The sequence below is a fragment of the Weizmannia sp. FSL K6-0777 genome (assembly GCF_038593185.1).
GTDB classification, from domain to species: Bacteria; Bacillota; Bacilli; order Bacillales; family Bacillaceae_C; genus Weizmannia; species Weizmannia faecalis.
Window position 1 is genome coordinate 1,537,970 of record NZ_CP151971.1, and the last position, 24,010, is coordinate 1,561,979.

A 24,010-nucleotide genomic window follows, 5' to 3' on the forward strand; every position below is an offset into this window, starting at 1 on the left:
TTGCCCCTTCGAGTAAAATTTTACACATACGGAGGGGGAGTATGCCCGGGCAGCATGAAAATGGAAAAATTTTTACGCGCATATAAAACGGGGCTGCCCGGATGGACAGTCCTCAGTTACGCTGTTAGTGAATGTCTTTCTTCTTAAATCTGCCGCCGCGCACTTCTGATATGTTTCCAACCGCGATAAAGGCGCTTTCGTCAAATTCTTCTACAATCGATTTCAATTTTGCTTCCTCAAGGCGGGTGATGACGCAGAAAATGACTTTTTTATTGTCTCCGGTATAAGCGCCTTCCCCGTTTAGATAGGTTACCCCGCGGCCGAGGCGGGCCATGATCGCATCACCGATGTCATACATCTCGTCGCTGATGATCCATACCGATTTGGATTCATCCAGCCCCTGTACAACCACGTCGATTGCTTTTGTGGCGATAAAATAGGTAATGACCGAATACATAGCATATTTCCAGCTGAACACAAAGCCGGCACAGGTAAAAATGAAGAGATTGAGGCCGAGTATGATTTCACCGACAGAGAAAGGAAGCTTTTTGTTTAATAGAATGGCAAGCGCTTCTGTTCCGTCAAGGCAGCCACCCCAGCGGATGACAAGGCCGACGCCGATGCCAAGGATAATACCGCCAAAAACCGTACACAGCAGCAAATCATCCGTAAACACTTTTACAGGGGTCAGCAGGATGGTTGTCACCGACATGATGGAGATGCCGTAAAGGGTGGTCAAGGCAAAAGTTTTCCCGATTTGCTTGTACCCGATATAAAAGAATGGGAGATTTAAGATGAAAATAACTGGCCCCAGTTTCCAGCCGGCAAGGTGGGAAAGGATAATCGAGATGCCGGTGATGCCGCCGTCCAGAATCTGGTTCGGGACAAGGAACAGCTCGAGGGCAACCCCCATAATCATCGCGCCGAGGCTGACAAAGATAAAACGCTGGCCAAGTACCGCCCACTTATTTTTCTTCTGCCTGAATTGGGCATATGTTTTTGCCGTTTCTTCCATATTTTATCCCCTTTCCAAATGTTTTTGTGAAAAAATGTACATTTTACGCATACATAAGCCGTTCCTTTAAGAGCGGCGTTTTCCAAAGCCAAGGATTTTTCCCTGAACCGGAGAACGAAAAAATATTTACAATGAAGGACGCTCCCGATCAAACAGATGAGAAAAAGCGGGCTTTTAACACAGAGGAGAAAATCGGTATAAATATCTATAATATAATTATATTATAAGAAAGTTAAAAAGTGAATGAATATGCATTTCCATGTTGTTTAAATTTTTCCCGGCCGTTTTGAATCATGGGGAAGGGCGCGCTTTTAGGGGCCCAAATTGCCCGTATTGACCGCGGAAATGTTTATAAAAAAAGCCCGGCTCGGCCGGGCTTTTCAAATATCCAATCTATTCTTTTTCCAAGGCGGCTTTTAAAGCATCTGCCAGGCTGTTGCCGAAACTTTCCTCTTTCTTTGTGTATTTTTGCAGCAATTTCTTTTCTTCATGTTTTGACAAAGTTTTTTTCTTTTCGTCTGCTTTTTGGACAATATTGCAGTGGCGGCACTGGAAATAGACGCCGGATTTGCCGTGATGGATCTCCATCTTTTTATGGCAGGTCGGGCAGCGCCTATTTGATAGTTTCGGGCTTTTCCGCTTTGTAAACCGGCATTCCCGGTTTGAACAGACAAGCTTTTTCCCGTCTTTGCCGTTTACTTCTTTCATAAGGGAACCGCATTCCGGGCATTTTGTTCCCGTTAAATTGTGGGCGCGGTATTTTTTGTCACTCGTCCGGATTTCACGGACGAGGCGTACGGTTTCCCGGCGGATGGTTTCCAAAAACTGCTTCGGGTTGCCTTTTCCGCGGGCAATTGCTTCAAGCTGTTCTTCCCATTTGGCGGTGAGTTCCGGCGATTTTAGCTCGTCATTGACAAGGTCGATCAGCTGCTTGCCTTTCGGGGTCGGCACAAGGCGGCCGGACTCACGGCTGATCGTTTCGGAGGAGACGAGCCGTTCAATGATATCGGCGCGTGTTGCCGGCGTCCCGAGTCCGTATTTTTCCATTCTCGAAAGAATATCCGCTTCGGAATACCGTTTCGGTGCTTCGGTTAAATGCTGGCTGAGCCGGATTTGTTCCAGCTTAAATTTTTTTCCTTCTTTGATCGAAAGCAGCGCCGTATTTTCCCGCTCCTGTTCATGGTGCAAAACAGCGGTAAAACCGGCATTTTTCACGGCCATTGTCCGCCCGGTCATGGTTTTTCCGCCTGCTTGAAGTTTAAATTGGACGGTTTCATATTCATAAACCGGATAGAATAGCGCAAGGAACCGTTTTACAATCAGATCATAGATTTTCCGTTCATCGGCAGACAAATCTGATAAGGCCGGGCGTTCATCTGTTGGAATAATCGCATGGTGGTCCGTCACCTTCGCATCATTGATGACACGTTTGGCCAGTATTTTACCTTTCCGGGAAAGGATCGGCTGAACTTCTTCTTTGTACGCATCTTTCACCGCAAGCAGCCGGTCGTACATCGTATTTTCCATATCTTTCGTCAAATATTTCGAATCGGTGCGCGGGTAGGTAACGAGTTTATGCTGTTCATATAAGTTTTGCAGCACGTTCAATGTTTTTTTTGCTGTAAAACCAAAACGGTGGTTGGCATCGCGTTGCAGTTCCGTCAAATCGTAAGGGAGCGGCTGCTGCTCTTGCTTCTGTTTGCGGATCACCTCTGTCACGACGGCAGTCTGCCCGGATAAAGCCGCATGTATGGCATTTGCTTTTTGCTCGTCAAATATCCGTTTTTCGCCATGCTGGTCATACGATACTTCGAGTTTTCCGGCGAGCGCTTCAATGGTCCAGTATTTTTTCGGCACAAAAGACTGGATTTCCCGTTCGCGCTCGAGCACCATCGCCAATGTCGGCGTCTGCACGCGCCCGGCGGAGAGCGGATCGTTGTATTTCACGGTTAAAGCACGGGAGACGTTCAATCCGATCAGCCAGTCTGCTTCGCTGCGGCAAACGGCGGAGTGGTACAGATTGTCATACTGCTTTGCCGGTTTTAACTGTTTGAATCCGTCTTTAATCGCTTTATCGGTCTGGGAAGAAATCCATAACCGTTTCACCGGTTTTTTCCAGCGCATTTTTTCCAGAATCCAGCGTGCGACAAGTTCGCCTTCGCGCCCGGCATCGGTTGCGATAATGCAGTCTTTGATGTCGCTTCTTTTGCCAAGCTGTTCGATCGCTTTATATTGCGGATAGGTCTGCCGGATTGTTTTAATTTCCATTTTATCCGGAAGAATCGGCAGGTCTTCCATACGCCATTCTTTATATTTCGGATGATAATCTTCCGGCATTTTCAGTTCGATCAAATGGCCGAGCGCCCATGTCACGATATAGCGCGGCCCCTCAATATAACGTTTTTTATTTTCCGTGCAGCCGAGGACGCGCGCAAGTTCGCGCCCGACGCTCGGCTTTTCGGCGAGTACAAGCGATTTCATTGCATAACACCTTTCTTTTATTCCTGTCTGAACAAGTATAACGCATCAAACAGGATTGATAAATCATTTCGTTTCTTCTGTTTTCACAGTGAAAATTTTGAAATACAAACGGGCTTTTGGTAAAATTGTGGTTTGTAAGAGACAGTGTAACCTGAAAGCCTGCATTATATCTTGCAAATATAATTGGATAGGTGGTTATCAATAATGGAACAAACAAAGCCGTACAGAGTCTTATTGTATTACAAGTATGTTGAAATTGAAAATCCGGAAGCCTTTGCAGCCGAACATTTGCAGTTTTGCAAAGAGACCGGTTTAAAGGGGCGTATCCTCGTTGCCAAAGAAGGGATCAACGGCACCGTTTCCGGAACGGTTGAACAAACAACCAAATATAAAGAAAAGATGCACGCCGATCCCCGGTTCCGGGACATGGTCTTTAAAGAAGATGAAGCAGATGGCCATGCGTTTAAAAAAATGCACGTCCGCCCGCGTAAGGAACTGGTTACGCTGCGGCTTGAAAAAGATATCAATCCGAATGAAAAAACGGGAAAATATTTATCCCCGAAAGAATTTCGCGAGGCGCTGCTGGCTGAAGATACCGTTGTACTGGATGCGCGCAATGATTATGAGTATGATCTCGGCCATTTCCGCGGAGCATTGCGCCCGGATATCCGCGCTTTCCGCGAACTGCCGGGATGGGTGCGCGAACATAAAGATCAATTAAAAGGCAAAAGAATTGTGACGTATTGCACAGGCGGCATCCGCTGTGAAAAATTTTCGGGCTGGCTTTTGGAAGAAGGGTTTGAAGATGTCGGCCAACTGCACGGCGGGATTGTAACATACGGAAAGGATCCGGAAGTGCAGGGCGAGCTGTGGGACGGCAAACTGTATGTATTCGACGAACGGATTTCCGTTCCGGTCAATCGAAAAGAACATGTCGTTGTCGGCCGGGATTATTTTACGGGGGAACCGTGCGAACGTTATGTCAACTGCGCCAACCCGGCCTGCAACAAGCAAATTTTATGCTCGGAAGAAAATGAACATAAATATATGCGGAGCTGCTCGCATGAATGCCGTACCGTACCAAATAACTTATATGTAAAAGAACACGGCCTTACACCGGAAGAAGTGGCTGAACGGCTGCGCCGGATCGAAGAAGAAGACGCGGCGTTAAACCGGTAACCGGTGCGGCTTTTAACCTTACGATCCGAAAAGCGGATGGTGAAAAAGGGCATGGAAACCGTGCTCGCTCCCTGCCGGAACGATTCCTTGCTTCGGAAACGGCATTTTCTTGAAAGAAACAAGGCCTAAAGAGCGGAATGTGAAAAAGAGAAGAAAAACCGGGAACTGCTGCAAACATCCCAGCTCGGGGGCAGGGTTAACAAGCGGTGCGTTCCGGAACAGAGAAAGGATTTGGTGCAACTGGGCCAAATCCTTTTTATCTGCCTGTTTTTTGTGTAAAATGGGGAAAAATGGGCATCTTTGCCGCTTCATACGCGGTATGGCAGAGGATGAAAATCAGCGGGCAATATTTTCAGGATAGAAAGAAAGGCGGGATTTGGATGTGCGGGAGGTACACGTTAACGGCATCTGTAAATGAATTGGAAGAAAGGTTCCATGCCAAAGCTTCTTTTTCAAGCAGTGAATATGCCAAAAGTTATAATGTCGCGCCTTCGCAAATGGTGGCTGCCGTGATCAGCGCCCATGGGCAGTACAGACTCGGTTTTTTAAAATGGGGCTTGATTCCTTCCTGGGCAAAAGATCCGAAAATCGGGCATAAGATGATCAATGCCAGAAGCGAAACCGTATTTCAGAAACCGGGTTTCCGGGAGGCAGTGAAAAGGCGGCGCTGCCTCATTCCGGCCGATTCTTTTTTTGAGTGGAACCGAAAAGACGGCACCCGGGCGCCGATGCGGATCAGGCTTAAGAACAGGGGCATTTTTGCGATGGCCGGGCTTTGGGAAAAATGGATGGACCAGGAAGGGAATCCGGTCTTTACTTGCACGATTTTAACGACAAAGGCGAACAGGATGATGGCAAAAATTCACGACCGGATGCCGGTGATTTTACGCAGGGAAGATGAAGAAAAATGGCTGGACACATCGGTCACTGAGGCGGGCCGGCTGTTGCCACTCCTTTCGCAGTATGATGCAGACCTAATGGAAATGTATGCCGTATCTGAACGCGTCAATTCGCCGAAAAACAATTTTCCGGAGCTGTTATTGCCAAAAGATTAAATTTTTTGTTGAAATGTTGTGGCAAAAAGTTTATCATAAAGGTGACAATTTCATGAACGTAACCACAGGGGGAGCGTTAAGCTGAGAGTGAACGCCATGTTCTGACCCTTTGAACCTGTCCGGTTAATGCCGGCGTAGGGATGTGGAATTTCTTTTGTCCTCCCATGGTTCGTTATGTTCATGCATACCAAAAGGGGGATTTTTTTATGGGCAAATTAAGTTTACAGGCTATGATTGAAGCGGCTATTTTTGCGGCGTTCGCGCTCGTGTTGGACTTATTGCCGTCCATTAAGGTGACGTCCGCGATTTCTCTGTCGTTTGCCATGCTGCCGATTTTTGTGGTCGCTTTTCGCTGGGGATTTAAAGCAAGTGTTGCTTCCGGATTTATTTGGAGCCTGCTGCAGATCGTCACCGGTGATGCTAATGATATTCTTAACCCGCTTCAGGGCATCATGGAATATCCGGTCGCTTTTTCGTTCATCGGGTTTGCCGGGCTTTTCCGGCCGCTTGTCGAAAGAAGCTGTCGTCACTATAAAAAGGGCACGATGACTTTTTGGATATGCCTTTCCGTTCTTACCGGAAGTTTTGCCCGCTATTTCTGGCATTTCGTAGCCGGCGTGATTTTTTGGGGTTCCTATGCGCCTAAAGGACAGTCGGCGTTTCTCTATTCTCTCATCATGAATGGCGGCACGATGATTGGGAATGCGATTTTATGCGCAGCTGTTGCGGCGATTCTCTTGAATGCCGCCCCGCAGCTGCTGACAAAATACCGCAATCCGCACAGGCATGCGGCATAAAAGCAACTTGAAAACGGCAAGGCCAACTGCGCCTTGCCGTTTTCGCTGAAGGAAAGAGGCTTCATGGTAACAGGCGCCTTGTAAAGCCGGCAGTCCGGTTTTTACTGCTTTTTCGGTTGATGATAGGAGGCTACGGGTAATGCTTTCGAGAAACGGGAAAAGATAAATAGAAGGAAAATGAAAGAAAGGGGATTTTATGGACAAAGACATTCATCACCCGTTTGGCCACCGGGTCATCCCGATGGCTTCGATTGAAAGCGGAACAGGCAGAGAATTGCTGCCGGATCTCTATTGCCTTACCATCCAAATTGTCAATGTGTGCCTGATCGGCAGGGCCGGAACCGATGCATTTGTTCTCGTGGATGCCGGCATGCCGGGTTCTGCCGAAGCGATATTTTCAGCCGTGCGGGCACGCTTCGGGGAAAAGGCAAAACCAAAAGCGGTTTTACTGACGCACGGCCATTTTGACCATGTCGGAGCGATTGCGCCATTATTGGAAAAGTGGGACGTGCCGGTTTTTGCACATCGATTGGAGTTGCCCTATTTAACCGGGCGTGAAACGTATCCGGATCCCGATCCGTCCGTTGAAGGCGGCCTGCTGGCGAAGATTTCCATGATTTATCCGAATGAACCGGTTGATCTTGGCCATGCTGTCCAGCCCCTTCCCGAAGACGGGACGGTCCCATTTTTGCCGGGCTGGAAATGGATCCATACGCCCGGCCATTCGAGAGGGCATGTGTCGTTCTTCAGGGAAGCAGACAGCGTGTTGATCACGGGGGACGCATTTATCACCGTCAGGCAGGATGAATTTTGGAAAGTGCTGGTGCAAAGGCAGGAAGTAAACGGGCCGCCGCGCTATTTTACAAATGACTGGAAAGCGGCCAAACGCTCAGTTGAAAAATTAGCTGCCTTAAAGCCGGAAACTGCTGTTTGCGGCCACGGGATCCCGATGTCTGGCTCCGGCTTGCGGAAAGGGCTTGAGGCCCTTGTATCCGGATTTGATGAAATCGCGCTCCCGGATCACGGGAAATACGTAGATGGCACACAATAGGCGGTTTGTTCATTGCTTCCTTCCCCGCAAAGGTTTACAATAATTTGTAAATGGATGGATATAAAGGGGCGAGAAAATTGGAAGTCAAAGATTTTATGATCCGGGATGTTATTACGGTAAAAAAAGAGACAACGATCCGGGAACTGTTAAAGGTGCTTGCCCACCACCGGATCGGCGGCGTACCGGTCGTGGACGCGGAAGGAAAGCTGCTCGGTATGATCAGCGACGGGGATGTCATCCGCTTTTTGCAGCCAAAGGCACGGACCGTTTACGATTTTTATATTACGATCGTGGTAAATGAGCAGGAAGACTTTAATGAAAAATTGGTGCACAGCCTGGACTTCCCGGTGGAAAAGATTATGAAACGGCGGGAACTGTATACGGTAAGGCCTGAAGACGATTTTGAAAATGCGCTCAGGATTCTGGCAAAACACCATTTTAAAAAGCTTCCGGTCGTCAATCAGGCAGGGCGTGTTGTCGGCGTCATCTCAAGAGGCGATATCATGCGCCAGATTACGGATAAATTGCTCAACAGCTAAATCGCAATGTTTAGACCGGCCTCCCCGGGGAAGACTATACATAACAGTCTTTCGGGGAGGTCAAATCATGAACGGAACTTCAATGCCGCAATCTCCTGAACCGTTGTGGCGCAAAACGGTCACGATGCCGCAATTTCCATCGTTAACGCAGGATATGGAAGCCGATGTGGCCGTTGTGGGTGCCGGAATGGCCGGGATTGTAACTACCTATTTGCTGGCAAACGAAGGGTATAAAACGATCCTGTTTGATGCCGGATCCATTGCAAATGGCACAAGCGGGCATACGACGGCAAAAATCACCGCACAGCACGGGCTCATTTATGATGAATTGATCCAGCATATAGGAAAAGAAAAAGCATCCCTTTATTACAAAGCAAACGAAACAGCTGCATCGTTCATTGAACAAACGATCCTGAAGCACGGGATCCGCTGTGATTTTTCGCGGCAGGATGCCTTTCTCTATACCAATTCCGATGCATATATTGAAAAACTGGAAAAAGAAATGCAGGCGTATGAAACCCTCGGCATCCCGGGAGAATGGATCGGTTCGCTGCCGGACGGGATTCCCGGGAAAAAAGCGGTGAAAATGGCCGGGCAGGCACAGTTCCATCCGCTTTCGTACTTAAAAGCACTGATTGAATATTTAATGGACAAAAATGTCCCGATTTTTGAACAAACCACTGCGAAAGATATCGATTTTGGCAGCCCATTAAAAATCAAAACGGAAAAAGGGCATACCATGACGTGCAAATACATTTGCATCTGTACACACTATCCTTTTTACAATGCGAAAGGCTTGTATTTCTCAAGAATGTATCCGGAACGTTCGTACTTGCTTGCCGTGAAACCTGTAAAACCTTTTCCGGGCGGCATGTACATTAATGCGGAGCAGCCGTCGCGTTCATTCCGGGAAGCGGAAGGAGCCGGGGAAAAACTGCTTTTGGTCGGCGGAGAGAACCATAAAACCGGCCACGGGGAACCGGAGATCCGCCACTATGAAGCATTGCAGAAGTTTGCAGAAGAAACATTCGGAATCGGGGCATTCTGCTGCCGATGGTCAGCCCAGGATATGACCACATTGGATAAAATCCCTTATATCGGCCCCATTACCAAAAATGAAGAAAGGGTCATGGTCGCAACCGGATTCCGCAAATGGGGGATGACCGGCACCCATCTCGCCGCCATGCTGATGCGGGACCGGATTATGCAAAAAGAAAATCCTTATGCCGGTATCTTTTCCCCGCAGCGTTTTGAAGCGGATCCGATGGTCAAAAAATTTATCTCGGCAAATGTCGATGTTGCCGGGCAGCTCGTCAAAGGAAAACTTGACATGCGGAATCAATCTTTAGATGCGTTAAAAAATGACGAAGGGGCCGTTGTCCGTATCAATGGAAAGCGGGCAGGCGCCTACAAAGACCAGGACGGGAACATCTATCTGCTTGATACGACGTGTACCCATATGGGCTGTGAAGTGAAATGGAACTCGGGAGACCGCACATGGGACTGCCCGTGCCACGGTTCGCGGTTTGCTTGTACAGGTGAAGTGATAGAAGGGCCGGCGAAAGAACCGCTGAAAAAAATCGGGCACCAGGACTAAAGTGCTGCAAACACCGTCACAATTCGACGGTGTTTTTCTGCTTCTATGCGCGAATTTGTGACTTTATGCCTATGTTACAAATTTTTCACTGGATTACAAAGAGGCGTTTTTGTGTAACCAAATCAACATTTTGCCGTTATCCGCCTGTTAAATCCGTGTGTTAGGATTTACGGTGTTGGCACAAAAGCCGGCAAAAAGAGGAGGTTACATTTTATGAAAAAAGCAGTATCAGCACTTGCAGCTGCGGTGACCATCACAAGCGTAATGGCTGTCAATGCACAAGCCGCAGCGCCGGATACTTATACCGTAAAACCGGGGGATACACTTTGGGGGATCTCTCAAAAATACAATACATCTATTAAAACAATAAAACAAAATAACCAACTTTCCACCGAAATGATTTATCCTTCACAAAAGTTAACCATTTCCCCAAAAAACGTTTATGTCATTAAAGCCGGTGACACGCTGTCGGATATCTCGAAAAAATACGGCGTGCCGGTTGAACAAATAAAAGAATGGAACGATCTGTCATCGGATGTCATTTTTCCGCATGATCAAATCGTTATTCGTTCCAATCCGAAAAGCAAAGTGACAGTAAAAGAACGTGCGGCGGAAGTTTCCGTCCAGCCGCAAACGAGCACGGAAAATGCCAAAGTGGACGTGAAAAAGCCGACCGTGCACGTGGAATCTTCCAAAGAGACCACTCAAAAACCGCAGGGGAAAACGATGACCGTCACGGCGACCGCTTATACAGCCAATGATCCGGGCTGCTCCGGCGTTACAGCGACCGGCATCAATGTTAAAAATAATCCAAACGCAAAAGTGATTGCCGTCGATCCGAACGTGATTCCGCTCGGTTCAAAAGTATATGTCGAAGGGTACGGGACCGCTGTTGCAGGTGATACGGGCGGCGCCATTAAAGGAAACCGTATCGATGTCCTCGTCCCGGATTCAGGAAAAGCCGCCAACTGGGGGCGCCGTACGATCCAAATCACCGTGCTGAATTAACGGGCGCACGGATGGTGATCCGGTACTTGCACCCGAAACATTCAACAGGCACAGCAAAACAGAAAACAACCATTCAGGAAGTAACAATGAACGATGGGGGAAATACCGCATTTTGAAACACCGCCCGGCCGGGTAAATCCAGTGGAAAAGGATTTACCCGGCCGGGCGTTTATTTTTTCTTGGCAGCGTGTGAAAAACATTGTAAAGTAGAGCTAGAAAAAGAAAGGAGTGATCTGTTTGTCTTTTCCTTTGATCATCGCTGAAAAACCTGACCAGGGGCGCACCCTTTGTTCGGTTTTTCCGCATGTGAAACGGGAGGGGTATATTGAAATCCGGCCGAATGAGATCTTCCCGGAAGGCGCTTTCTGCACATGGGCGATCGGCCATTTAACCCAGCTCGTCCCGCCGGAACATTACAATCCCGCCTGGAAGCAGTGGAAACTGGAAACGCTGCCGATTCTCCCGGAAACATTCAAATATGAAGTGGCAAAGTCAAAATACAAGCAATTTCAAATCGTCAAAAAACTGGTAAAAGACGCGCGTGTAACAAATATTATTCATGCAGGTGATGCCGGCCGCGAAGGGGAACTGATCATCCGCAACATCCTTCATTTGTGCGGCGCCAAAAAACCGCTCCGGCGTCTATGGATCTCGTCTTTAACCCCGCAGTCGATCCGGGAAGGGTTCCGCCATTTATTACATGATGAAGACACCCGCCCTTTGTATGATGAAGCATACGCCCGCGCCTGTGCAGACTGGCTGGTTGGCATGAACGCCTCCCGTGTCTACAGCCTGCTTTTAAGGCAAAAAGGCATGCGCGATGTCTTTTCGGTCGGTCGCGTCCAGACACCTACGCTCGCTTTAATCGTAAAAAGGGAGCTGGAAATTGAACATTTTAAACCCGAACCGTTTTGGGAAGTCACCGCAATGTTTCAATTTGATGACAAACAATACGAAGGCAAATGGGTGAAAGATGGCGAACCGCGTTTGAATGACCCGGCCATGGCAGCACGGATTGCCGCATTTTGCCGCCAAAAACCGGCGGAAGTTGCAGAATTGAAAAAAGAAAAAAAGGAATTCCAGCCTCCGCTGTTGTTTAACTTGTCATCTTTGCAGGCAGCCGCGAACAGGGCTTTTCAATTTCCACCGAAAAAAACGCTTGATCTTGTCCAATCCCTCTACCAAAAAGGGATCGTTTCCTATCCCCGTTCCGATTCCCAATACGTGACAAAAGGGGAAGCCGAAACTTTTCCCGGTATTTTGGAAAAACTATCCGCCTGCCCGGAATATGCTCCGTATTTCCCGCTTCCAAAGCGTTCCATCCTTCAAAATAAGCGTTATGTAAATGAGAAAAAGGTTTCCGACCACTACGCGATAATTCCGACCGAACAGGTTGTGGCACCAGGCAGTCTTCCGGACGGTGAGAAAAAAATTTATGATATGATCGTCCGCCGCCTTATTGCTGCCCATTACGGCAATGCCGTTTTTCATTACACGACGGTGAAAACGGTCGTGGATAGCCGTGCAACATTTCTTTCCAAGGGCACGCAAATGGAAGCGGAAGGCTGGCGCAAAGTCATTTTTTCGAAAGAAAAGGAAAAAGATGGCATTTTGCCGGATGTAAAGCAGGGGGAAAAAGGGGTTGTCATCGATACAAACGTCAAAGAAGGCAAAACGCAGCCGCCGAAACGGTACACGGAAGGCCAGCTCATCACGCTGATGAAAACGGCCGGAAAATATATTGAGGATAGGGAACTAGAAAAAGTCATGGCGGAAGTGGAAGGGCTCGGTACGGAAGCAACAAGGGCCGGCGTCATCACCATTTTAAAAGACCGGAAGTATATTGAGGTGAAAAAGAATCAGGTCTATGCCACTGATAAAGCGAAAGTGCTCATCCGTGCCATTGGCGGCAAAATTCTGGCTTCTCCGGAAATGACTGCAAAATGGGAAAAACGGCTCCGCGAAATCGGGAAGGGGGCGGCAGAAGCAGCCGCTTTTATGGAACAGACGAAAAAGCTGTCCAGAAAAATTGTGCAAGATGCTGTTCAGGCAGCGGCCGAATGGGATTTTTCCGGCTTAAAAACGGATGACATTAAAAGGCCGGAATCAAAATATACAATCGGGAAAAAAGCCGGCAAATGCCCGGCATGCGGCGGCGACATTGTGGACAAGGGCGATTTTTACGGTTGCAGTGCCTATCGGAAATCAGGCTGCACTTTTACGCTGTCAAAATCGATCCTTGGCAAGAAAATCAGCCTGGCCAATGTAAGGAAACTGCTGGCCGGTGAAGAAACAAACATGATCAAGGGATTCCGAAAAAATGGCAAAACCTTTGATGCAAAATTGAAATGGGAGGACGGGAAACTCCGGTTTATTTTTGCAAAGCAACAAACCGGCCGTTGATTATTCAGGGGCCGGTTTGTGCGAAGCTTGTTTTTTCTTCCGGCTCACGAAAACGGCAATGGCAATGATGATCACCATGACGATGAAACTGGCATAAAACCCGGGGCGAATTTCTTTTTCCGCCAGTGTCCCGCTGATCGCAAGCAGCAGGAAAAGGATACCGGCTATGGCCGTGATTTTTCCGCCGCCGTTTAGTTTTAAAACACGGAAAGCCGAAAAAATAATAAATAGCCAGTTCATCAGCAGCAAAATCCCGGCTGCTGTTGTAATGTATTCATAAATTTTCCCCGGCAGCAAAAGGGCTGTAATAATGGAAAGAACCAGGCCGCAAGCCGCAAGCCCGAGCGAAGGAAGCGGAAGGTTTTTCCATTTTTTTATTTTTTTGCCGAACCATTTTGGCGCATCCCCGTCATTCGACAAGGTTACGAGCAAATTGGTAACCCCGAACAGCGCGGCCGTCATCGTCGAAAATCCGGCAATGATAATGGCGCCGTTAAAGACGTGGGGGAAAAAGGTGAGATGATAGTCCGCCATTGCCTTGACAAACGGACTTTCTTTATCATTAAAAGCCGTATAGTGTTCCATTGTGACGGCAAGCCCGAGCGAGACCACGTAAATCATCGTTAGAACGACTAGCATGATCGATCCGGCTTTCGGCGCATCTTCTTTGTTTTTCAATTGCATCGCCATCAGCCCGATCACTTCAATGCCGCCAAACGCATAAAACGCATAAATGAGCGAAGCCCAAAAGCCTAACGCGCCATGGGGAAAATAGCCGTGGAGACCATCAGGGAGGCACCCGCCCGTTCCCCGCCCGCCGTCAATCCAACCAAAAAGGGCACAAAAGGCAAGCAAAATAAACATGATGATGGCGGCCGTTTTGATGACAGCGAGAATATTTTCCACCTTATCAAAACCTTTTGTGCCAAGCAGGACAACAACAATGGAAAGGGCTGCGTAAATGGCGGCCAGTATCCATAGCGGCATTGCATGAAACCAGAATTTTGTTAAAATGGACAATGCGGTCAGCTGGCTCCCCATAATAAGCACATTCGAACACCAGTAATTCCAGCCGCAGCTGAATCCTGCCCAGTTGCCGTAAGCTTTTTTTGCATAATAACAAAACGAGCCTTCGTGTGGGTCGCGTGCCGTCATTTTCGCAAGCGCGCGGAAAACAATATATGTACCGGCGGCCGCAATCAGGAATGACAACACGATAGAAGGGCCTGTCGTTTTGATCCCGATACCCGATCCGAGAAAATAGCCGGTTCCGATCGTACAGCCGACACCGACAAGCGAAAGCTGCCACCACGTCAGGTTGCCGTTTTTTGTCGCTTTAGATGGTTGCTTCTGGTTGCCCATCCCGGTTCCCTCCTTTACCTTACATACTGTTTGATAAAGCAGGCCGGTTTATGTACAAGTCCTTGATGCTTCTTAAGACAGAAGCGTTTTGATCCCCTGCACGCCGAAATACAGGCCGAATCCGATTAAAGACGCGCCGGAAGCGAGGGAAATGATTTGCAGTGTCCGGTGATTGAAATAGCGCCGGAATCCGCCCGTCAAACCGGCGATGAACACATCCCAGATGGCAAGTCCCACAAAAATCATGCTGCTGTATGCCAGCAACATGCCCGTCCCGTAATGGCCGGCGGTTTTGGCAAGGACAGACCCGTATATGCCAAGCCAGAACAAAATGGATAAAGGACTTGTGATCGACATGATAAATCCTGTTAAAAAGCATGCGGCAAGCGGATCTTTCTTCCGGTATAAATCAACGGTGATCGTTTTTGAGCTGATTACACTTTCCACGCCGGTATAAATGAGGATAAATCCGCCAAACAGCCAGAGAAAGACCTGCACCATTTCAATATTTAAAAACCGGACAAGCCCCAAGTACACTGCCGCCATAAAAATGCCGTCCGCGATCATCGACCCGGTCCCGACCATCCACGCATGCCAAAAACCGTTTTTAATGCCTTTGTCAATGCGCGCGGAATTGACCGGCCCGATCGGCGCAGCCAAAGAAAGCCCGAGAAACACATAGCCGGCAAAAAGGCCGATGTCCACATCCCCCACTCCTCCCGAGGAAAACTTGTACATTTTATGCACGGGCTTGCCTTTTCATGTATGCCATGCCTTGACAAAGCGTGTTACCCGTTCGCTTTTCCGCCACCAACAGTGAAAACCTAAAAGGAAGAGAAACGTTTGATACAGCAGGCAAGCGGGAATAAAAAAGGGAAGAGAAAGGGGGAAGACGTTTGTTACATCTGTATAAAAACAAGGAAAACAACTGGAAATGGTATCAGCTGGAAAGTGCGGATGAGAAAGAAATCGCACGGATTATTGATGAAAACGAGGAATGCAAAACATGGATTAAAAATATAAAAAATGATGATACAAACACTTTAAAGATTGATACAACCCAAAATGACCGGCCGTTTGTCGAAGGCTCGCTTATTTTTGACCAGCACACGATCAACCGTGAGGAACATGATATGTTTCACTTTTACATCACCGAAAAAACGCTGTTGACGGTAGATCTTGATTTTTCCAAGCTGAAAAATACGGAAATCGAAAAAGTCATCGGGCAGATGGCCTATTCCCGCAATGCCATTGAGGCATTTTTTATTATCATCGGCGCGATCGTAAATAATTACCTAGATAAAATAGACGAATTTGAAATTAAATTAAACGAACTGATCTGGGAGATCCAAAAAAGGAACAATATTGACACGCTCGATAAAATATACGAACGCCGCCACGAACTGCTCGTCTGCCGGAATTTGATGATCCCGGTGAAAGAGATATTATACGGCATGCAGGAAGGATTTGGCACTGATATTTTGGAATACCCGCAAGTCCGGCAAAGGGTCATGAAAATCGAAAGATGCCTTGCGCTTTTGCAGGATTACCAACAGGAGATCGATACGCTGCTCAAAGTGGAAGAAGTGGTTTCAGGCCACAGGGGAAATTCGATTATGAAAACTCTGACCGTTTTAACGACGCTGTTTACCCCGATTTCCGCCTGGAGCGCCTTATGGGGCATGAACTTTAAAAACATGCCGGAACTCTCCTGGCGCTACGGCTATATTGCAGCGCTCGGCCTGATTGTCGTAAATACCATCCTGCTTTATATCTATTTGTACCGGAAAGGATGGACAGGCGATATTTTAAAAGGAAATAAGAAAAAATCATTATTTAAATAGCCCTTGCTGAACGAATCCGATTTTGAGTTTGTACCCAATTTGTCAGTAAGTTCTAGAAGAATCCATCTTTAAAAATACGATTCTGTCTTCTCTATACATTGAATCAGCTTTCAAGTGCAAGCTTTTCTCTGGATTTTTATAACACCCTTGCATCTAAATTTTTGCCAAAGCTGTCAGCATCCTTGCCAGATCTAGGAATTTTGGTTATTTTTGCAAGCCCTATGTTAAGAAAGCCTGGAAAATTGACGGCCTTTCTTCACATAGGACTCGTCTACGTTAAGGAAGCAAGCAAAAACGAGGCTCTTCCTTGACATAGAGCCCGTCTATGTTAAGGAAGCGTGGAAAATTGGTGGCCTTCCTTAACATAGGGCGCATCTACGTTAAGGAAGCACGAAAAAACGAGGCTCTTCCTTCACATAGAGCGCGTCTACGTTAAGAAAGCGCGAAAAAACGAGGCTCTCCCTTCACATAGAGCGCGTATATGTTAAGGAAGCGCGAAAAATTGACGGCCTTTCTTCACATAGAGCCCGTCTACGTTAAGAAAGCGTGAAAAAACGAGGGTTTTCCTTCATATAGAGCCTGTCTACGTTAAGGAAGCGTGGAAAATTGGTGGCCTTCCTTAACATAGGGTGCGTTTCAAGTGCAAGCTTTTCCCTGTATTCTTTATAAAACCCTTGTATTAAATTTATGCCAAAGCTGTCAGCATCCTTGCCAAATCTAGGAATTTTGCTAATTCAGCAAGCCCTAAATAGCCCTTTTCCGGCTGCGGGACTGCCCGCTTTTTTTTGCGCCCGTTTCATTGATGTGAAAGCCAAATTCCTGTATGTTAAAAACAAAGAAAAAATTTCAAAAGGAGCGTTTCCAATGAAAGTGTACGGCCCGGTGGTAGATGATGAGACGCGCTGCATCCATTATGCTTCTCCGTTGGATGTCGTAGCCATCCGTTTTAAATGCTGCGGAAAGTATTATCCGTGTTATCAATGCCATGAGGAAGCGGAAGCCCATCCGATCGAGCGGTGGGAAAAACGGGAATGGGATACAAAAGCGGTTCTTTGCGGCGTCTGCAAGCATGAAATGACGATCCGGGAATATATGGGGGCAAGCGCTTGCCCGCATTGCGGCGCGCCATTTAACCCCGGATGCGCCGCCCATTATCCGCTCTATTTCCAAATCGACCGGGACAAGCCGGCTTGTCAAAAATTTTCACCTTGACCGCTTTTCTGAAATATGGTATCTTAAATGCAATCAAATCCTTTAGTGTATTAGAGTACTAACATAATAAAGAGAAAGTACAGGATGTGAAACCGATGTTTTTACCGGAAGGCAGCCAGGATGAAATGGGCACGGTTGTCAAAAACCGCGCAACCGTGTTTGAAATGTTCCGTCGCACGGCGGAGAAGCGGAATTATACGGAAATCTCGACACCGCTTGTTGAGTACGCGGATACGTTTACAAATGAAAAGGTTGGCATGAAGCTTCAAAATATGCTGAAATGGTTTGACAGCCGCGGCCAGATTGAAGTTTTGCGCCCGGACTGGACCACCTCCATCGCAAGGGCGCTTTCGCAAAAACCGTTTCGGGCGTGTAAATGGGCTTACCAGGGTTCAGTGTTCAGAATGGATACCCCCGGCCTTGAGAGCCGCCAGGTCGGGATCGAAATGGTAGACCTGCCGGAACTTTTAGGGGAAGGTGAATGCCTGTTTTTTGCCCATGACTTTTTTAACAGGCTCGGCGTTACCGGGGTGATGGTGGAGCTTGGCCATGCCGGTATTTTTGAGGAACTGGTCGCACGCCTGAATCTGGAAGACGGCCAGGTTGACCGGTTAAGAGGGGCCATGCACGATAAACGGAAAGATGAAGTATTCGAGATTGCAAGTTTAAGCGGCAATGCAAAAATTGCCGCGGAACTGGCGGGACTTGTGGATGCGTACGGTCCGTTCGAAATGATCCGGACATTTCAGGAAAGATGGAAAACGGAACCGGCACTTTCGGATATGCTTATTCATATCGAAAAGCTTGGTAAAATTTGCATGGCTGTCGGAATGGAAGACATCATGATTGACCTTGGCCGGGTGAAAAATCTGCCCTATTATACCGGCATTTTGTTCCGGGGATTTTTAAAACAAACCGGCGCTTCCTGCTTTTCTGGCGGGCGGTACGACAAGCTGTACGAACAGTTTCACCGCCAAACAACAGCTGTCGGCATTGCTTTTGACGCCGATATGCTGGCTGAGGAACTGGTTCAGGAAGAAAAACCGGAAAAAATCTGCATCATTGCCGGGGAAGAAACGCTTGCGGAAGCAGAAAAGCTGCGGGCTGCATACGACGGAAAAATCGTGGATATCCGTTTCGCGCCGCCTGCAGAAGGCGAATTCAGTAAGGTCCTCAAGTTTAAAAATGTGGGCGGCCATTGGGAGGCGGAAGAAATTTGACGATCAGCATTGCCCTTACAAAAGGGAGAGTGGAAAAACAATTTTTGCAATATTTAAAGTCGCGCGGCTTTCATGTTGAACCGCTCGTTGAAAAAGGGAGAAAACTCCTCGTTGAAACGGATGCATTCACCTGCATTTTCGTAAAAGGCTTTGATGTTGCAACATATGTAGAGTACGGCATTTGCGATCTTGGCATTGTCGGGGAGGACATTTTGGCGGAAACGCATCCCGATGTTTTCGATTTAATGCCGCTTCCGTTCGGGAAATGCCGGTTTGCCCTTGCAGGTAAACCGGAGGCTGTCCGCCATCAGCGGAAACGCCGGATCGCAACCAAATACCCAAATGTGACCGAGCAATTTTTCCGCGAAAAAGGGGAATCTGTGGACATCGTGAAACTCGAAGGCTCCGTTGAACTCGCGCCGATCGTTGGCCTTGCTGATGCAATTGTCGACATCGTGGAAACGGGTAACACATTGAGAGAAAACGGGCTTACCGTCATAGAGGAGATTCAGCCGGTCACAGCGCGGCTGATCGCCAACCGGTCGGCGTTAAAAATAAAAAAGCAGGCAATCTGGCCGTTTATTGAAAAACTACAGGGAGAAGGGGTCGCAAAATGATACGGGAATACACAAAAGAAGCATTTGCCGAAACGTTTTTGCAATCGAAAAACAAGAGCGGCGTGCATGATGAAGGCGTGCTGCGCACCGCGAAGGAAGTGCTGGAAGACATTCGCTTAAATGGGGATGCCGCCGTGAAAAAATATACCGCCAAATTTGACGGGGAAGTGCCGGAATCGTGGGAAGTTTTACCGGAAGAACGCAAACAGGCATGGCACGAAGTCCCGCAAGATGTGATTTCCGCCTTGCAAAAAGCAGCGGAAAATATTCGCCGTTTCCACGCGAAACAGCTGCAAAACTCCCGGATCATGGAAATGAATGAAAACATCATTTCAGGCCAGCTGTTTCGGCCAGTGGAAAAAGCCGGGATTTATGTGCCGGGCGGGACTGCCTGCTATCCGTCATCCGTTCTCATGAACGCAATCCCAGCTGTCCTTGCCGGCGTGGAAGAAGTGATCATGGCGACACCGGCGAGAAACGGCACGAAAATTGCACCGGTTTTATCCGTAGCGGCCGATATTGCCGGTGTCGGGACCATTTACAAACTTGGCGGCATCCAGGCGATCGGGGCGCTTGCATACGGCACGGAAACGATTCCTAAAGTCGATAAAATTGTTGGCCCTGGGAACGCATATGTCGCTGCCGCCAAATCGCTCGTATATGGCACGGTCGGCATCGACATGATCGCAGGCCCGTCGGAAGTCGCCATCATTGCCGATGAAAATGCTAATCCAGTATATATAGCAGCCGATCTGATCGCCCAGGCCGAACACGACGAACGTGCAAGAACGTTTTTGTTCACCACCTCACAGAAACTGATCAATGAAACAAAGTCGGCACTTGAAAAACAGCTTGTTGTCCTCCCACGCCGCGACATCGGGGAAGTGTCCATCAAGATGCAAAGTGCAGCCGTGCTTGTTGAATCGATAGATGAAGCCTTTGCACTTTCGAACCGGCTTGCGCCAGAACATTTGGAAATCCAGGTGGAAAATCCGCTCTTGCAGCTCTCAAAAGTGAAAAATGCCGGCTCCGTTTTTCTCGGAGAAAACACGCCGGAAGCCATCGGCGATTATTACGGCGGCCCGAACCACATCCTGCCGACATCGGGAACGGCGCGGTTTTCTTCCGGTTTGTCTGTTGACGATTTTTATAAAAAAATTACGTATTTATATTATGGTGAAAAAGCTTTACAGCAAGCGGCGCCGGATGTGATGGCGATTGCTACGGAAGAGCAGCTCGCCGGGCATGCGCGGGCGGTCCAAAAACGGGTGAAAGGGTGAGTGCGTTGCGGAAAGCGGCAAAAAGCAGAAAAACAAATGAAACATGTATTGAGATTGCCGTCAATCTGGACGATCCGGCGGAAGTGAAAGTGGATACGGGTGTTGGATTTTTTGACCATATGCTCGAACTGTTCGCGCGGCACGGGCGCATCGGACTTGTTGTAAAAGCGGAAGGCGATTTGCATATTGACAGCCACCATACCGTCGAAGACACAGGGATTGTGCTCGGCCAGCTGGTACGTGAAGCGCTCGGCGATAAAAAAGGCATCACCCGTTACGGCTCCGCTTATGTCCCGATGGATGAAGCGCTCGGCTTTGTCGCCCTCGACATCAGCGGCCGGCCTTTCCTGCATTTTGAAGCGGAATTTGAAAACCCGAAACTCGGCAATTTTGACACAGAACTTGTGCGCGAATTTTTCCAGGCGTTTGCGTTCCAGGCGGCGGTTACTCTTCACGCCAGGGTGCTGTACGGCGAAAACACCCATCACAAAATCGAATCGCTGTTTAAGGCGTTGGGACGGGCGCTTCACCAGGCAGTGGAAGTTGACCCGGAAATCAAAGGCGTCAATTCGACAAAGGGGCTGATAGAATGATCGCAATTGTCGACTACGGCATGGGTAATATTGCAAGCGCCTCGAACGCTTTCCGTACGCTTGGGCTTGAGGTTGCCGTAACGGACGACCCGGAAAAACTCGCTGCCGCCACCCACATCATCCTGCCCGGCGTCGGTGCATTTAAAGCAGCAGTGGACGAAATTGAAAAGCGCGGGCTGCGGCCGGTTTTAACGGAGCTTGGGAAGAAAAAGCCGTTTCTCGGCATTTGCCTCGGGATGCAGCTGTTATTTGAAACAGGATTTGAAAATGGTGTTGCGGAAGGGCTCGGCTTTATTCCGGGGACGGTGGAACGGATTCAGACGAATGAAATTTTACCGCATATCGGCTGGAATACGCTCGATGTGAAACCGGGTTTTCCGGCTTTTGCGCCGTTTCAGCATCAACATGTGTATTTCGTTCACTCCTACCAGGCGAAAACAGAGGCGCCGTATATTGTGGCTTCAACCGATTACGGGGCGGAAATTCCGGCCATTGTCAAAAACGGGAATGTGTATGGGATGCAGTTTCATCCCGAAAAAAGCGGCAAAACCGGCATGGCACTGTTAAAAATATTTTTGCAGGAAAGCAGTTTGGAGGTACAGGCATGAGAATTATCCCGGCTATCGATTTAATTGGCGGAAAATGCGTAAGGCTTTACCAGGGGGATTTTAACCAAACGACAGAAGTGGCACCCGACCCGGTGGCACAGCTGGAACGCTTTATTGAAATGGGGGCGGAAATGGTCCATATTGTCGATTTGGACGGCGCAAAGACAGGCCGGCCGGCACAGTTTGAACTGATTGCCTCTTTATGCAAGACTGCCGCCGTTCCAGTCGAGGTAGGCGGCGGCATCCGCAATTTGGACACAGTCCATCAATATGCGGAAATAGGCGTTTCCCGGATTGTGCTCGGAACGGCCGCAATCGAAAACCGGGATTTTTTAAAAGCGGCGGTCGCCGAATATCCGGAGAAAATCGTCGCCGGCATTGATGCAAAAAACGGGAAAGTCGCGGCACACGGCTGGCTTGCTGTTACCGAAATGGATTACATCGGTTTTGCAAAAGAAATAGAAAGCCTGGGCGTTTCGCGCATCGTCTTTACCGATATATCGAGGGATGGCACGATGAAAGGCCCGAACCTTGATGCGTTAAAAGCGCTCATTGAAGCGGTCAGCTGTGACATCATTGCTTCCGGCGGCATCACAAGCGAACAAGACGTGAAAAACCTGGATGCAATCGGCGTCAAGGAAGGCATTGTTGGCAAAGCGATTTACGAAGGCAAAATCCGGCTCAAGGGGGCGGCACGATGATCGCAAAACGGATTATTCCGTGCCTCGATGTGAAAGACGGGCAGGTTGTAAAAGGAACAAATTTTGTCGGGCTCCGCAATGTCGGCGATCCCGTTGAGCTTGCAACATTTTATTCGGAAAGCGGCGCTGATGAACTGGTTTTTCTTGATATTACCGCAACCCACGAACAGCGCGATACGGTCATCAATATGGTGGAAAGGACAGCTGAAAATGTGTTTATCCCGTTTACGGTCGGCGGCGGCGTGCGGACGATTTTCGACGTGACCCGCCTGTTAAAGGCCGGCGCCGATAAAGTGTCGGTGAACTCGGCGGCGATCAAAAACCCGGACCTGATCCGAAAGGCGTCCGACCGGTTTGGTGCGCAGTGTGTCGTCGTGGCGATTGATGCCAAAAAAACTGCGGAGGGGAAATGGACTTGTGTCGTAAACGGTGGCCGCATCGATACCGGAATCGATGCGATTGAATGGGCGAAGGAAGCAGAACGGCTCGGTGCCGGGGAAATTTTACTGACGAGCGTTGATACCGACGGGGTAAAAGACGGCTTTGACCTGGCGCTGACAAAAGCGGTCGCCGGTGCCGTCAAAATTCCAGTGATCGCATCGGGCGGTTGTGGCAAACCGGAACATTTTGCCGAAGTGTTGAAAGAAACAGGCGCTTCTGCAGCCCTTGCCGCCTCCATTTTTCACGATGGCACGTTTACCATCCGGGAAGTAAAAGACATTTGCAGCAAAGAAGGGGTGAACATCCGTGAAGCTTGATTTTTCGAAAGGGCTGATTCCGGCCATTGTGGTCGACGATGCGACGGGGGATGTGCTCATGCTCGCTTATATGAATGAAGAAGCGTACGAAAAAACGCTTGAAACGAAAGAAACATGGTTTTATTCCCGGTCCCGCGGCAGCCTTTGGCATAAAGGCGAAACGAGTGGAAACACGCAAAAAGTAAAATCGCTCCAGGTGGATTGTGATGCCGACACGCTTTTAATCCGTGTTGACCCGGAAGGCCCTGCCTGCCACACGGGGGAAAGGACATGCTTTTATACAAGGCTAGATGAAAAAGGGGAAGCGGTGGAAGCGGAAATTCCCTCCAACCGGCGCATCTTTGACATGCTGGAAGAGGAGATGGAAAGCCGGAAAATCAAGCCGGTTGAAAATTCCTATACCAATTATTTGTTTGAGAAGGGCATCGATAAAATCGCAAAAAAATTTATTGAAGAAGCGGGCGAGGTCATCATCGCTGCCAAAAACAACAGCAAATCAGAACTCATTTACGAAACAGCGGATTTGTTGTTTCATACCTTTGTCCTTCTGTCTAACCAGAATGTCAAACTATCGGAAGTGGAAGCCGAACTGCAGGCCCGTTCTGCCAAAAAAGGCAACAGCAAAGGCGACCGGAAAAAAATCGAAAAATGGTAATGAAAAAAGGATGTCCGGATAAGGGACATCCTTTT

General features: G+C 48.4%; 22 protein-coding genes and 1 riboswitch. Of the genes, 18 read left to right on the forward strand and 4 right to left on the reverse strand.

Going from position 1 to position 24,010, the window contains the following annotated elements; all coding sequences use genetic code 11:
• Positions 1-124 precede the first annotated feature (124 nt).
• Together NST70_RS07115 and NST70_RS07120 are read right to left on the reverse strand one after the other, a co-directional pair.
• Positions 125-1,015: a YitT family protein gene (locus NST70_RS07115; protein WP_017550806.1), complete on the reverse strand. Its 891-nt coding sequence runs from the start codon at positions 1,013-1,015 to the stop codon at positions 125-127.
• A 393-nt stretch (positions 1,016-1,408) separates the two neighbouring features.
• Positions 1,409-3,496: a DNA topoisomerase III gene (locus NST70_RS07120; RefSeq protein WP_342476059.1), complete on the reverse strand. Its 2,088-nt coding sequence runs from the start codon at positions 3,494-3,496 to the stop codon at positions 1,409-1,411.
• A gap of 204 nt (positions 3,497-3,700) precedes the next feature.
• Here NST70_RS07120 and NST70_RS07125 point away from each other — a divergent pair, with 204 nt between their 5' ends.
• The 8 genes from NST70_RS07125 (at position 3,701) to NST70_RS07160 (ending at position 13,125) form a co-directional block, all read left to right on the forward strand.
• Complete coding sequence (locus NST70_RS07125; protein WP_035188893.1) at positions 3,701-4,675, forward strand: rhodanese-related sulfurtransferase; 975 nt, start codon at positions 3,701-3,703, stop codon at positions 4,673-4,675.
• Between the two features lie 380 nt (positions 4,676-5,055).
• Entirely contained in the window at positions 5,056-5,730 is a 675-nt protein-coding gene (locus NST70_RS07130) for an SOS response-associated peptidase (protein ID WP_046720820.1), read from the forward strand.
• Between the two features lie 57 nt (positions 5,731-5,787).
• A riboswitch (TPP riboswitch) is annotated at positions 5,788-5,888 on the forward strand.
• Positions 5,889-5,936: 48 nt separating this feature from the next.
• Positions 5,937-6,527: an energy-coupled thiamine transporter ThiT gene (thiT, locus tag NST70_RS07135; protein WP_035188896.1), complete on the forward strand. Its 591-nt coding sequence runs from the start codon at positions 5,937-5,939 to the stop codon at positions 6,525-6,527.
• 196 nt (positions 6,528-6,723) lie between these two features.
• Positions 6,724-7,578 carry an MBL fold metallo-hydrolase gene (locus NST70_RS07140; RefSeq protein ID WP_342476063.1) on the forward strand — a complete coding sequence of 285 codons (855 nt, stop codon included), beginning with the start codon at positions 6,724-6,726 and terminating at the stop codon, positions 7,576-7,578.
• A 77-nt stretch (positions 7,579-7,655) separates the two neighbouring features.
• The gene (locus tag NST70_RS07145) at positions 7,656-8,117 is read left to right on the forward strand and encodes a CBS domain-containing protein (protein ID WP_014098421.1); all 462 of its coding nucleotides are present in this window, start codon (positions 7,656-7,658) and stop codon (positions 8,115-8,117) included.
• 67 nt (positions 8,118-8,184) lie between these two features.
• Positions 8,185-9,714, forward strand: a complete 1,530-nt coding sequence (locus NST70_RS07150) for an FAD-dependent oxidoreductase (protein WP_110133991.1) — start codon at positions 8,185-8,187, stop codon at positions 9,712-9,714.
• Between the two features lie 213 nt (positions 9,715-9,927).
• Positions 9,928-10,722: a 3D domain-containing protein gene (locus tag NST70_RS07155; RefSeq protein WP_071451888.1), complete on the forward strand. Its 795-nt coding sequence runs from the start codon at positions 9,928-9,930 to the stop codon at positions 10,720-10,722.
• Positions 10,723-10,959: 237 nt separating this feature from the next.
• Positions 10,960-13,125 (forward strand): DNA topoisomerase III, encoded by a 2,166-nt coding sequence (locus NST70_RS07160; RefSeq protein ID WP_110133992.1) that lies wholly within the window; start codon positions 10,960-10,962, stop codon positions 13,123-13,125.
• Here NST70_RS07160 and NST70_RS07165 read toward each other — a convergent pair whose 3' ends face one another.
• A complete protein-coding gene (locus NST70_RS07165) occupies positions 13,126-14,487 on the reverse strand; it encodes an amino acid permease (RefSeq protein WP_046720775.1) in 1,362 nt (453 codons plus the stop codon).
• 72 nt (positions 14,488-14,559) lie between these two features.
• Positions 14,560-15,192 carry a LysE family transporter gene (locus NST70_RS07170; RefSeq protein WP_017550816.1) on the reverse strand — a complete coding sequence of 211 codons (633 nt, stop codon included), beginning with the start codon at positions 15,190-15,192 and terminating at the stop codon, positions 14,560-14,562.
• A gap of 191 nt (positions 15,193-15,383) precedes the next feature.
• On the opposite strand from NST70_RS07170, the gene NST70_RS07175 reads away from it, so the two are divergent.
• The 10 genes from NST70_RS07175 (at position 15,384) to hisIE (ending at position 23,975) form a co-directional block, all read left to right on the forward strand.
• Positions 15,384-16,331: a magnesium transporter CorA family protein gene (locus NST70_RS07175; protein WP_014098415.1), complete on the forward strand. Its 948-nt coding sequence runs from the start codon at positions 15,384-15,386 to the stop codon at positions 16,329-16,331.
• A gap of 864 nt (positions 16,332-17,195) precedes the next feature.
• A complete protein-coding gene (locus NST70_RS07180) occupies positions 17,196-17,543 on the forward strand; it encodes a CHY zinc finger protein (RefSeq protein WP_014098414.1) in 348 nt (115 codons plus the stop codon).
• Positions 17,544-17,638: 95 nt separating this feature from the next.
• Positions 17,639-18,763, forward strand: a complete 1,125-nt coding sequence (locus NST70_RS07185) for an ATP phosphoribosyltransferase regulatory subunit (RefSeq protein ID WP_017550818.1) — start codon at positions 17,639-17,641, stop codon at positions 18,761-18,763.
• Positions 18,760-19,380 carry an ATP phosphoribosyltransferase gene (hisG, locus tag NST70_RS07190; protein WP_014098412.1) on the forward strand — a complete coding sequence of 207 codons (621 nt, stop codon included), beginning with the start codon at positions 18,760-18,762 and terminating at the stop codon, positions 19,378-19,380. The genes NST70_RS07185 and hisG overlap by 4 nt, the downstream gene beginning before the upstream one ends.
• Entirely contained in the window at positions 19,377-20,660 is a 1,284-nt protein-coding gene (gene hisD / locus NST70_RS07195; RefSeq protein ID WP_014098411.1) for a histidinol dehydrogenase, read from the forward strand. The genes hisG and hisD overlap by 4 nt, the downstream gene beginning before the upstream one ends.
• A 5-nt stretch (positions 20,661-20,665) precedes the next feature.
• Positions 20,666-21,253, forward strand: a complete 588-nt coding sequence (gene hisB / locus NST70_RS07200; protein WP_026683474.1) for an imidazoleglycerol-phosphate dehydratase HisB — start codon at positions 20,666-20,668, stop codon at positions 21,251-21,253.
• Positions 21,250-21,861, forward strand: a complete 612-nt coding sequence (hisH, locus tag NST70_RS07205; RefSeq protein WP_014098409.1) for an imidazole glycerol phosphate synthase subunit HisH — start codon at positions 21,250-21,252, stop codon at positions 21,859-21,861. Before hisB ends, hisH begins: the two co-directional genes overlap by 4 nt.
• On the forward strand, positions 21,858-22,562 hold the full coding sequence (gene hisA / locus NST70_RS07210) for a 1-(5-phosphoribosyl)-5-[(5-phosphoribosylamino)methylideneamino]imidazole-4-carboxamide isomerase (protein WP_014098408.1): 705 nt from the start codon (positions 21,858-21,860) through the stop codon (positions 22,560-22,562). Before hisH ends, hisA begins: the two co-directional genes overlap by 4 nt.
• The gene (hisF, locus tag NST70_RS07215) at positions 22,559-23,320 is read left to right on the forward strand and encodes an imidazole glycerol phosphate synthase subunit HisF (RefSeq protein ID WP_014098407.1); all 762 of its coding nucleotides are present in this window, start codon (positions 22,559-22,561) and stop codon (positions 23,318-23,320) included. The genes hisA and hisF overlap by 4 nt, the downstream gene beginning before the upstream one ends.
• Positions 23,310-23,975, forward strand: coding sequence for a bifunctional phosphoribosyl-AMP cyclohydrolase/phosphoribosyl-ATP diphosphatase HisIE (gene hisIE, locus NST70_RS07220; protein ID WP_026683473.1), 666 nt, complete (start codon positions 23,310-23,312; stop codon positions 23,973-23,975). Before hisF ends, hisIE begins: the two co-directional genes overlap by 11 nt.
• The last annotated feature ends 35 nt before the right edge of the window (positions 23,976-24,010 follow it).

Excerpts from the sequence above, each read along its gene's own strand:
- NST70_RS07115 (WP_017550806.1), bottom strand. The coding sequence starts at position 1,015 with ATGGAAGAAACGGCAAAAACATATGCCCAATTCAGGCAGAAGAAAAAT.
- NST70_RS07120 (WP_342476059.1), bottom strand. The coding sequence starts at position 3,496 with ATGAAATCGCTTGTACTCGCCGAAAAGCCGAGCGTCGGGCGCGAACTT.
- NST70_RS07125 (WP_035188893.1), top strand. The coding sequence starts at position 3,701 with ATGGAACAAACAAAGCCGTACAGAGTCTTATTGTATTACAAGTATGTT.
- NST70_RS07130 (WP_046720820.1), top strand. The coding sequence starts at position 5,056 with ATGTGCGGGAGGTACACGTTAACGGCATCTGTAAATGAATTGGAAGAA.
- thiT (WP_035188896.1), top strand. The coding sequence starts at position 5,937 with ATGGGCAAATTAAGTTTACAGGCTATGATTGAAGCGGCTATTTTTGCG.
- NST70_RS07140 (WP_342476063.1), top strand. The coding sequence starts at position 6,724 with ATGGACAAAGACATTCATCACCCGTTTGGCCACCGGGTCATCCCGATG.
- NST70_RS07150 (WP_110133991.1), top strand. The coding sequence starts at position 8,185 with ATGAACGGAACTTCAATGCCGCAATCTCCTGAACCGTTGTGGCGCAAA.
- NST70_RS07155 (WP_071451888.1), top strand. The coding sequence starts at position 9,928 with ATGAAAAAAGCAGTATCAGCACTTGCAGCTGCGGTGACCATCACAAGC.
- NST70_RS07165 (WP_046720775.1), bottom strand. The coding sequence starts at position 14,487 with ATGGGCAACCAGAAGCAACCATCTAAAGCGACAAAAAACGGCAACCTG.
- NST70_RS07180 (WP_014098414.1), top strand. The coding sequence starts at position 17,196 with ATGAAAGTGTACGGCCCGGTGGTAGATGATGAGACGCGCTGCATCCAT.
- NST70_RS07185 (WP_017550818.1), top strand. The coding sequence starts at position 17,639 with ATGTTTTTACCGGAAGGCAGCCAGGATGAAATGGGCACGGTTGTCAAA.
- hisD (WP_014098411.1), top strand. The coding sequence starts at position 19,377 with ATGATACGGGAATACACAAAAGAAGCATTTGCCGAAACGTTTTTGCAA.
- hisH (WP_014098409.1), top strand. The coding sequence starts at position 21,250 with ATGATCGCAATTGTCGACTACGGCATGGGTAATATTGCAAGCGCCTCG.
- hisA (WP_014098408.1), top strand. The coding sequence starts at position 21,858 with ATGAGAATTATCCCGGCTATCGATTTAATTGGCGGAAAATGCGTAAGG.
- hisF (WP_014098407.1), top strand. The coding sequence starts at position 22,559 with ATGATCGCAAAACGGATTATTCCGTGCCTCGATGTGAAAGACGGGCAG.